The following is a 2,976-nucleotide window of genomic DNA, read 5'->3' on the forward strand; positions in this document are numbered from 1 at the left end:
AATACCACCGTATTGTAAATTGGAATAATCAAAAATTTAGATATAGTAGAGAATTAAATAATGGGGCATTTATTGAGGTTAATTTATCAGCTAACGACATTAATTCATTTTGTTTAAAAGCAATTGAAAGAGTAGGATTAAGTTCTGAAGATTGGCAAGTTGAAATATAAAAATAACAACAGGAAATTAATCTAATCAACTAATTTTTAGTGCTAGTTAATTAAACTTTAGTAATATCATGTTTAATAAAAGATAATTCCTAGTTTTGCTCTAATATCATGTCCGGTAGCATCGGTATTGTATAGAGAAGTTAAGGAAGAAGGAAGAAGGAAGAAGAAAGAAGAAAGAAGAAAGAAGGAAGAAGGAAGAAGAAAGAAGAAAGAAGAAAGAAGAAAGAAGGAAGAAGAAAGAAGGAAGAAGAAAGAAGAAAAGAAAAAACCTTAAATATGATAAATATTTACCCAACTTTTACACGCTCCGATACCAGCGGACATGATATAACTCCTAAAATATCTTCGGGCTAGAGCAAAACTACAAACGAAAAAAAATTAACTTTATTTTTATTGCTGACTGCTGAATTAAGCAATTATATCCATTTCAGTAATTATAAGTTCTTGATTAATTAAACCTATTTCTCTTTGAATATCTGGATTGTTTGCCATTAGTTCAATCTGATTGTCTATGTTAGATTCTGCAATTATTTGAGTTAACTTTTGCTTGATTTTTTCAGTTAAACGGTTAAGCAACCATTTTTGTTCATCTAAAGATAAAGAATTAATTGCTTGTTCAATTTCCAATAGTTTATTAGACATACTTTCCATTATAAAACTGCTACTTTCCCAATTAAAATATTTGTTCTGCTATTAAATTTAGTTCAGGAAAAGTAGGTGAATCCACCACATCTTGACCTCTAAATAAATTCACCGTATATTCATCTTCAACTAAATGACAAACCGAAATAGTTGGCTGTTTCGGGTCTCCAATATAGCGCCTACCTCCTAACCCTAAATAATCAACAATCCAATACTCATTTATACCTAATTTTTCATATTCTCCCAACTTCATTAAATAATCATCTTGCCAATTCGTACTTACTACTTCTATAGCTAATTTAACACTCGTAACATGAATAATAGTCGATCGCTTCTTCCACAGTGGTTCGTTTTCCATAGCATTATCATCCAATACAATTACATCAGGAATATAAGCAGATTTATCCGAATTGATAGCTTTAATTAGTCCTTGTCAAGGCATAAAAAAAGGCAAATTCAGACGTTTAATTTCTACACCAAGTTCTAAACTTAGAAAACCAGCTACTTTTTCGTGAGTTCCAGTAGGTTGCACTTGAAAAATTTCTCCATTATGTAATTCAAACCGACCATAACCATCAGGATACCAGTCCCAAAACTCCTCTAAAGTCATCAACTTAATATCCTCTTTTTCTGGAATATTAGTTGCTTCTCTTTCTTGAATAAACATATTCATACTTCTAATAATTTCAGTTATAAATCCGTAAGCATTCAGCTATTAGCAGTCAGCTCTCAGCTTTTCCTGGGTTATGATAATTTTTAATTCTCGCGCTTCAGACTAATTCATCCTGCTTTTAAAGGAGGAATTAATAACTCATAGCTAATAGCTGATAGCTGAATGCTTACTTAATCAGATTGCGGGGATTAATTATCAATCATCAATTATCAATTATCAATTTGTTCCTTAGTATAATCACCGTTTCTACATCCCATCTGTTTTAAAAAACGAATGGTATTAATCTGACCTAAATTATCAACCAAAACTTGATAATCTTTTCTTCTAAGTTCAATTGGTGTCATTTCCATTCTCTCATTCAGTAATTAGAAATTCTTGATTTATTAAAGCTATTTCTCTTTGAATATATGACTCATTTGCCATTAGTTAAATCTAATTTTATCTGTTATATTTCCCTCGAAATAAATGACTATGTTCAGGATTATAAAGACCAGAACGCCCTATTTTTTCCACCTTTTCCAAAGCAGGACTAATTACATAAAGCGTTGTTCTAACTAACTGTTTCTCCTCAGTCACAACAGCCATTTTCTCCAAAGGTACAACCAAAATTTCCTCATCAGGCCATCCCAACCGATAACATATCGCCACAGGTATCTGAGCTGAATAATGTTCCATCAACTTTTCCTGTGCTTCCCACACATGACGAGCGCTCAAATACAAACATAAACTCGCCCCATGAGCTGCTAAACTACCCAACTCTTCCCTTGAAGGAACTCCCGTTGCTTTCCCACTAATTCTCGTTAAAATAATCGTCTGTACCAACCCAGGCACAGTTAATTCCACTTTTAACTTAGCTGCTGCATCCTGAAATGCACTAATTCCCGGTACAATCTCAAAATCAATTCCCGCTTCGCCCAAAAGTTGCATTTGTTCATAAACCGCTCCATACAAACTAGGGTCTCCAGAATGAAGGCGCACCACAGAAAGACCTTTTCTCACTCGGTCAATCATTAGAGGTAAAATTTCTTCCAAAGTTTTATTAGCCGTTCTGATAACCTCAGCATCAGAACACACATTCCGTAACATTTGCTTAGGTACTAAAGAATCTGCATATAAAATTACATCTGCTCTAGCTAAGATTTTGTCAGCCTTCACCGTCAATAGGTCGGGGTCTCCCGGACCTGCTCCGACAATGTAAACTGCTGGTGTAAGATTTTTAGTATTTTCCATTTTCAATTAATTAAAAAATAGGCAGTGGGAGCATCTTGCTCCCGTACTAGGGGCTTTATATCAATTTTGCTGAAACGGTTGTCGTTGCTACCCAAGAGAAGTAATCCCTAAGACCCTGAGATTGCTTCCTTCCACTCCGTTCCAGTCGCAATGACTTTACTAATAACTAATTATGGTAGTCCTACATAGTAATGGTGAAGATATTTGTAATTTTTCCCCACACTTCCCACACTTCCCACACTTCCCACACTTCCCACACTC

Annotated in this window: 4 protein-coding genes and 1 pseudogene; 1 reads left to right on the forward strand and 4 read right to left on the reverse strand. The window is 34.3% G+C overall.

Features of this window, described 5'->3' with window-relative positions:
* The first annotated feature begins 297 nt into the window (after positions 1-297).
* On the forward strand, positions 298-444 hold the full coding sequence (locus AFK68_RS03790; RefSeq protein ID WP_168186311.1) for a hypothetical protein: 147 nt from the start codon (positions 298-300) through the stop codon (positions 442-444).
* Between the two features lie 134 nt (positions 445-578).
* On the opposite strand, the gene AFK68_RS03795 is transcribed toward AFK68_RS03790, so the two are convergent.
* From AFK68_RS03795 to cobM, 4 genes and pseudogenes are all read right to left on the reverse strand, one after another.
* On the reverse strand, positions 579-812 hold the full coding sequence (locus AFK68_RS03795; RefSeq protein ID WP_143437487.1) for a hypothetical protein: 234 nt from the start codon (positions 810-812) through the stop codon (positions 579-581).
* A gap of 31 nt (positions 813-843) precedes the next feature.
* A pseudogene (locus tag AFK68_RS03800) lies at positions 844-1,479 on the reverse strand (Uma2 family endonuclease).
* A 215-nt stretch (positions 1,480-1,694) separates the two neighbouring features.
* On the reverse strand, positions 1,695-1,835 hold the full coding sequence (locus AFK68_RS36265; protein ID WP_168186309.1) for a hypothetical protein: 141 nt from the start codon (positions 1,833-1,835) through the stop codon (positions 1,695-1,697).
* 88 nt (positions 1,836-1,923) lie between these two features.
* Entirely contained in the window at positions 1,924-2,715 is a 792-nt protein-coding gene (gene cobM / locus AFK68_RS03805; protein WP_094671662.1) for a precorrin-4 C(11)-methyltransferase, read from the reverse strand.
* Positions 2,716-2,976 lie beyond the last annotated feature (261 nt).

Origin of the sequence: Hydrocoleum sp. CS-953 (assembly GCF_002260545.1) — a bacterium.
Lineage (GTDB): Bacteria > Cyanobacteriota > Cyanobacteriia > Cyanobacteriales > Microcoleaceae > Trichodesmium.

What these genes read in the sequence shown, in the direction of transcription:
- AFK68_RS03795 (WP_143437487.1), bottom strand. Translation starts at nt 812, where the DNA reads ATGTCTAATAAACTATTGGAAATTGAACAAGCAATTAATTCTTTATCT.
- AFK68_RS36265 (WP_168186309.1), bottom strand. Translation starts at nt 1,835, where the DNA reads ATGGAAATGACACCAATTGAACTTAGAAGAAAAGATTATCAAGTTTTG.
- cobM (WP_094671662.1), bottom strand. Translation starts at nt 2,715, where the DNA reads ATGGAAAATACTAAAAATCTTACACCAGCAGTTTACATTGTCGGAGCA.